Below are 6,495 nucleotides of genomic sequence, written 5' to 3'. Positions count from 1 at the left end.
CGACAAGACCATGTACGTGGTGCTGACGGCCGCCATTGTATTCGGGCTGTGGACCACCCTGGCGAGCGTTTTTGAGGGCGAGCACGGGCACAACTACCGCGAGACCGTGGCCCCGTGGTTCCGCTCGCTGTTTGTCTTCCAGCCTGATCTCGCGGCGATGGCGGCGGCCCCGTTCTCGTTCCACCTGCACACCCTGGTAGGCATGGCGCTGTTCGTCATCTGGCCGTTCACACGCCTGGTCCACGCCTTTACCGCGCCCTTCCACTACCTCTTCCGCCCCTACATCGTGTACCGCTCCCGGGACCGGGACCGGGAGCGCAGCACAGCAGGCACCGCGGCGGCGCGGCCCTCCGGCACCGCCGCCCGCCGCGGCTGGTCCGCCGTCGGCACCCGCGACCGTGACACCCGCAACCGCTGACCGGAACCTGCTGACCTGAGTTGCCGAATCGAGAGGAGGCCCCGTTGGCCGGAGGAGTACCCCAGCCCGCAGTCGCCGAGGGCGGCCGGATGCGCAACCTGGTGCTGGCCACCGCCGCCTCGGTGGCCGGGTTCTGGGCATGGAACTCGGTGGCCACCCTAGGGGCGTTCTATACGCAGAACCTGCACCTCAACGCTGCCACCACGGGCATCCTCGTCGCGATGCCGGTCTTCGTCGGCTCGCTGGGAAGGATCGTCGTCGGCGCCCTGACGGACAAGTACGGCGGCCGCGCGCTGTTCAGCTTCGTCCTGCTGGCTGCCATCGTCCCGATTCTGCTGGTGGCCGTCGGCGGCACCATCCGATCCTTCGCCCTGGTGCTGGGCGCCGGCCTGCTCCTGGGTGTTGCCGGAACGGTCTTCGCCGTCGGCATCCCCTTCGTCAGTGCCTGGTTCGAACCTTCACGGCGAGGCTTCGCCACCGGGGTCTTCGGCGCCGGGATGGGAGGCACCGCCCTCGCCGCCTTCCTGAACCCCCGCCTGGTCGCCTGGATCGGCTACTTCCCGACGCACCTGCTGATCGCCGGCGTCCTGGCCGTAATGGCCGCGCTGGTCTGGTTCCTGATGAAGGAAGCCCCGGGCTGGAGCCGCAACAATGCTCCGGTCCTGCCCAAGCTGCTCGACGCCGCGAAAGCGCCGGTGACCTGGAAGATGTGTTTCCTCTACGCCGTCGTCTTCGGCGGCTTCGTGTCCTTCGCGACCTACCTGCCCACCTACCTCCGGGACGTCTACAGCTTCGATCCCAGCGCCGCCGGCGCCCGCACGGCAGGCTTCGCCCTGGCCGCCGTGCTGGCCCGGCCGGTGGGCGGCGTCCTCGCGGACCGGTTCGGCCCTAAACCCGTGGTGGTGGTCTCGCTCGCCGGCGTCGCCGTGCTCGCTTGGGTGGTGAACCTCCAGCCCGACGGCGATGTGCCCGCCGGCCTGACGTTCGTCGCCATGGCGGCGGCACTGGGCCTGGGCACCGGCGGCGTCTTCGCCTGGGTCGGAGTGCTAGCGCCGCCCGGCAAGGTCGGCAGCATCAGCGGGGTGGTCAGCGCCGCCGGCGGYCTCGGCGGCTACTTCCCGCCACTGGTCATGGGCGCCACCTACGACGCCGCGACCCACAGCTACTCGATCGGGTTGCTGCTGCTTGTGGTCACTGCGCTAGTGGCGCTCGCCTACACGGTTTTCGCCCTGCGCGGCCGCGCCCGGGCCAAGGTCGCGACCGCCTAGACGTTCGCGCCGCCGGTTCTGGCGGCTTGTCAGCTTCGCCGCCGTATCCGCCAGCTCCATCCCGTCTAGCCGAAGACGAAGTGCGCCACGGTGAAAATGGCCAGGCCGGCCAGCGCTCCCACCACCGTGCCGTTGATCCGGATGAACTGCAGGTCCTTGCCCACCTGGAGCTCGATTTTCTGCGAGGTTTCCTCGGCGTCCCAGCGGGCCACCGTTTCGGTGATCACGCCGGCAATGTCTGAACGGTAGTTGTTGACGAGGTACCCCGCGGCGTCGCCGATCCAGGTGTTCACCTTTCCGGCCAACTCGGGGTCAACTACCAGACGGGTGCCGAAGTCGTGCACGGCAGCCTTAAAGCGCACCGTCAGCTCGCTGTGCGGATCGTCGACGGCGGCGAGCAGCGCGGCCTTGATCGTGCCCCACGTGCGGGAGGCGAGTTCGCGGACCTCCGGGTCGCCGAGCACCTGGGCCTTGACTCCTTCGGCGCGCGCGATCATGACCGGATCGTGCTGGAGGTCCTGGGCCAGTTCCTTGAGGTACTTGTCGATCGCCAGCCGCACCTGGTGCTGCGGATCCGACTGCACGGCCCGGGTGAACTTCAGGATCTCCACGTAGACCTTGTCGCCCACCAGCCCGTCCACGAAGGTGGGCACCCAGGTGGGGGAGCGGTCAGTGACCAGCCGGTTAACCGTTTCGTGGTTGTCCCGCACCCAGTCAACGGCGCGGTCCACGAGCAGATCCACGAGCGCGTGGTGGTGGCCGTCGTCGAACACACGCTCGGCGAGCCGCCCCACCGGAGGTCCCCACGGCGGGGTCAGCAGGTGCCGGCGGACCATCCCCTCGATGACCGCCTGGACGTCGTCGTCGTTCAATACCTTAAACGCGCCACGGATCACCGCGGCGCCCTCCTTGGCCACCCGCTCGGCGCCGCCGGGTCCGGACAGCCAGCTGCCGACTTTCCGGGYGAGGTCCACGCTGGCCAGTTTCTCCTTAACCACCTGTTCGGAGAGGAAATTGGTCTCCACAAATTCGCCCAGCGACGCACCGATCTGGTCCTTGCGCCGGGGGATGATCGCGGTGTGCGGGATTTTGAGGCCCATCGGGTACTTGAACAGGGCTGTCACGGCGAACCAGTCGGCAAGGGCGCCCACCATGCCGCCCTCCGCCGCGGCCCGCACGTACTCCAGCCACGGGTACTGCTTCTGCAGCGCGAAGGCGACGACGAAGATGACAGCCATGCCGATCAGCAGTGATACCGCCAGCAGCTTCATCTTCCGCAGCGCCGCGGCCTTGTCGGCATCCGCGGCGGAGAGCCGGTGTTCGCCGCCGGGCGCAGGGACGGCCGGACGGACGGGTTGCTCAGTGTTCACCTGCATGTGCCCAGCCTAGCCCGGCATCCGCAACGGACGTCCGCTAACGTGTCAGCATGACCACCGAGGAGTCCGCAGCCGCCCGTCCGCTCATCTACGCCCACCGCGGCTCCAGCGCGGCCTTCGCCGAGCACACCCGTGCCGCCTATCTCCAGGCGATCGCCGACGGCGTCGACGGCGTCGAATGCGACGTCCACCTGACGCGGGACCAGCACGTGGTGCTGCTCCACGATGCCAACCTCGACCGCACCTCGGACGGCACCGGCCCGGTCGCGGACCGCACCCTGGAGGAGCTGCGGCTGCTGGACTTCTGCTCCTGGAAGGGCACCCGGATTCCCGAGGGATTTGGCGCCCCGTCCGAGCAGTTCCTCACCCTCCCTGAACTATTGGACGTGCTGCGCCTGGCAGGCCGCGAGATTGGGCTGGCGATCGAATTCAAGCATCCGAGCCCCTACCAGCTCAAGCTTGAGGACCGGGTCCTGGCGGTGCTCGGGGCTGAGGGCTGGAACCCTGCCACCTCGATGCTGGACAACATCCGGGTCTCCTTCATGAGCTTCAGCCCCGACTCGGTGAAGCACCTGCTGGAGTCCGTACCGGCGGCGGCGATCTGCCAGCTCGTCGACGATGTAAACGTCGACGAAATCCGGGAGGAATTGGGTCTGGGGATCCTCACCGGCGGCGCCGTCGCCAATGTCCTGAAGGCCGCTCAGAGCGAGGGGGAGCGGATCCTGGACGACGGCGAGGTGGGTCTGGCCGGGCCCGGTGTCGACTACGTCCGCGGTCATGCGCGCACGGTCCGGCGCTGGCTGGATTCCGGCCGCCGCTTCCGGGTCTGGACGGTGGATTCGGCGGACGACGTCGCCCTCTGCCGCGAGCTGGGGATCCAGGAGATCACCACCAACCGCCCCGCCGAAGTTCTCTCTCAGGTCCTCGCCCCGCTCTAGGCTCGAAGAGGCGCCTGCCGGTTGTTCTGCCGCCCCGCAGCGGCGGGTCCGTCCTCTACGCTGGGTAAGTGCTTGATTACACCCTTAAGCAGTTGCAGTATTTCCTCGCCGTCGCCGATCAAGGTTCGATTTCGGCCGCTGCTGCGGCCTCCCATATCTCGCAGGCCGCGATGTCGCAGGCCCTCACCGAGCTGGAGCGGATCGTGGGCTCCCAACTGGTGGTCCGTCACCGGGCGCGGGGCATCGTGTTGACTGCCGTAGGGTCGCACTTCCTGCGTGACGCCAAGGCCTTGGTCCGGCATGCCGAGGAGGTGCAGGGCAGGGTCATCGAGCGGCAAGACCGGCTCGTAGGCCCGCTGGTTATTGGTTGCTACAGCGGCCTTTCGGCCTTCTGGCTCCCTGAGATTGGCCATGGCTTTATGAAGCCCAACCCCGGCCTGGAGGTGACATTGATCGAAGGCGACGGCGGTGAACTCCAGGAACGCATGCTGGACGGCTATCTCGATGCCGTGTTGACGCACACCCGTCACCTGGTCCCGCGCGCGGGATGGACCACGGTGATGTCCGGGGTCCCTTATGTACTCGTGTCCCAGGGCCACTGGGCGGCCCAGCGAAAGACAATACGCCTTGCCGAGCTGGCCAACGACGACTTTGTCTCCCTGGATATCCCCTCGGTCCGGGACAACCAGCTGGCCAACTTGCGCGAGTCTGGTCTTGACCCGAAAATCGTGTGGAAGTCCAGCAGCCTGGAAGCGGTGCGGGGCATGGTGGCCAAGGGCCTCGGTTACACCGTCCTGGTTCAGCGGCCGCCCGTTGATCTGAGCTACGATGCCCTGCCGCTGGCCGTCCTGGAGATCGAGGACAGCGTGGGCCACAGTGATATCTGTGTGGCGTATATCGAATCCGACCGCCCTAGCCTGCGCCTGCGGGCCTTCATTGACTTCTGCATCGAGACCGGGGAGAAGAAGGAACGGGAGCCGGCCGGCCGCAAGGGCTGACCGACTCCCGTACTTCGGGGGAGGGCTAGATGTTCTCCGCGGTGAGGTCTTGGTCTCTGCCTTCCTTGACGGTCAGCAGGCACAGCCCCGCGAGGACGAAGGTCCCTGCCCAGACGGCGCCTGTCAGCCAGAGCGATCCGCCCGACGCAAGCACCAGTCCGCTGATGATCATCGGTGTGAACCCGGCGCCGAGGGTCGAGGAGAGCTGATAGACCAACGAGGCGCCGGTGTACCGGATGCGAGTGGGGAACAGCTCGGCGGAAAACGCGCCGAAGGGTCCGAAGATTGCGGCCTGGATGATGCCGTTGGCTACGAAGAGCGCAAGAGCGAACAGCCACAGCTCACCTAGTTCTAGCATCCACATGATGGGCAGCGCCATGACGGCGCCGACGATGATGCCGGCGAACATGACCGGCCGGCGGCCCAGCTTGTCAGAGTAGCGGGCAGCGAACCAGATGCCTACGACGGTCAGCGCTGCGCCAATTGCTTTGACGTTCAGGACCGCGGTGCGGTCCATGCCGGCGCTGTCGACCACGAAAGAGATGGCCCAGACCGTCATCAGACCTTGCACGGTATAGGAGCTCATGCCCACGATGGTGCCCTTGATGACGCTCACCGGGTACTTGGTGAGAACCTCCATGATGGGGATCTTCTTTTCCTCTGCATTGTTCTCCAGTGCGAGGAACAGCGGGGACTCGGAAACCTTGAGCCTGATGACGAGGCCAATGGCGATAAGGGCGATGCTGATGAGGAAGGGTATCCGCCAGCCCCAGCTGAGAAACTGATTGTTGGGCAGGACGGAAACCGCGGACACGGCGAGGGTGGCCAGTACCGCACCGGCTGGACCGCCCATGTTTGCGAAGCTGGCAGCGAAGCCACGGCGTTCCTTGGGCGCGTGTTCCAGCGCCATGAGCATGGCGCCGCCCCACTCGCCGCCAACGGCCAGGCCCTGCACCACGCGGAGCACGATCAGAGCCACCGGGGCGAGCATTCCCACCTGCGCCGTCGTGGGCAACAGCCCGATCAGGGTCGTCGCGATGCCCATCATGAGCATCGAGGTAATCAGAACGCCCTTGCGGCCCAGCTTGTCGCCGAAGTGGCCGAAGACGATGCCGCCGATCGGGCGCGCCAGGTAACCGACCGCCAGGGTGGCGAATGAGGCAAAGACGGCCACGGCGGGATCGAGGTTGGTGAAGAAGACCTTGTTGAACACCAACGAGGCGGCAGTGGCGTAGAGGATGAAGTCGTAGAACTCGATCGCGCTGCCGATGAAGGAGGACGCCAAGATACGCCGCATCTGCGGGGTATTGAAGCCCGTCTCCTTCAGGCTCTCCGGAGCCTGCAACTGGCCCGAGGCGGGTGTCTGTGTCGGTGTTTTCATAGGGAGGGCGCCATTTCCACTTCAGTGTAGGGGGCGTCATCGGCTTCTTTGTCGATGACGGTGGAGAAAGGAATCACGTCCAGGTCGTCAGGGACCAGGAAGGTGCCGGAGAATTC

Annotated in this window: 6 protein-coding genes; 4 read left to right on the top strand and 2 right to left on the bottom strand. The window is 66.5% G+C overall.

The window, feature by feature from the left end:
• Both AB4Y86_RS09150 and AB4Y86_RS09145 read left to right on the top strand, forming a co-directional pair.
• Positions 1–418, top strand: a 418-nt coding sequence (locus AB4Y86_RS09150; protein WP_441401931.1) for a respiratory nitrate reductase subunit gamma, incomplete at its 5' end; no start/stop codon positions are given.
• A gap of 89 nt (positions 419–507) precedes the next feature.
• Complete coding sequence (locus AB4Y86_RS09145; RefSeq protein WP_441401932.1) at positions 508–1,686, top strand: MFS transporter; 1,179 nt, start codon at positions 508–510, stop codon at positions 1,684–1,686.
• Between the two features lie 65 nt (positions 1,687–1,751).
• Here the strand turns inward: AB4Y86_RS09145 and AB4Y86_RS09140 are convergent, their stop codons facing one another.
• On the bottom strand, positions 1,752–3,062 hold the full coding sequence (locus tag AB4Y86_RS09140) for a DUF445 domain-containing protein (RefSeq protein WP_441401930.1): 1,311 nt from the start codon (positions 3,060–3,062) through the stop codon (positions 1,752–1,754).
• Positions 3,063–3,112: 50 nt separating this feature from the next.
• Here AB4Y86_RS09140 and AB4Y86_RS09135 point away from each other — a divergent pair, with 50 nt between their 5' ends.
• Complete coding sequence (locus AB4Y86_RS09135) at positions 3,113–4,000, top strand: glycerophosphodiester phosphodiesterase (RefSeq protein WP_441401929.1); 888 nt, start codon at positions 3,113–3,115, stop codon at positions 3,998–4,000.
• A 68-nt stretch (positions 4,001–4,068) separates the two neighbouring features.
• Positions 4,069–4,998, top strand: coding sequence for a LysR substrate-binding domain-containing protein (locus tag AB4Y86_RS09130; RefSeq protein WP_441401928.1), 930 nt, complete (start codon positions 4,069–4,071; stop codon positions 4,996–4,998).
• Positions 4,999–5,023: 25 nt separating this feature from the next.
• On the opposite strand, the gene AB4Y86_RS09125 is transcribed toward AB4Y86_RS09130, so the two are convergent.
• The gene (locus tag AB4Y86_RS09125) at positions 5,024–6,379 is read right to left on the bottom strand and encodes an MFS transporter (protein WP_441401927.1); all 1,356 of its coding nucleotides are present in this window, start codon (positions 6,377–6,379) and stop codon (positions 5,024–5,026) included.
• Positions 6,380–6,495: the final 116 nt, after the last annotated feature.

Origin of the sequence: Arthrobacter sp. 2YAF22_2, from assembly GCF_052114645.1 — a bacterium.
Taxonomy (GTDB): Bacteria; Actinomycetota; Actinomycetes; order Actinomycetales; family Micrococcaceae; genus Arthrobacter.
This window is presented reverse-complemented; position numbering and strand designations above follow the sequence as displayed.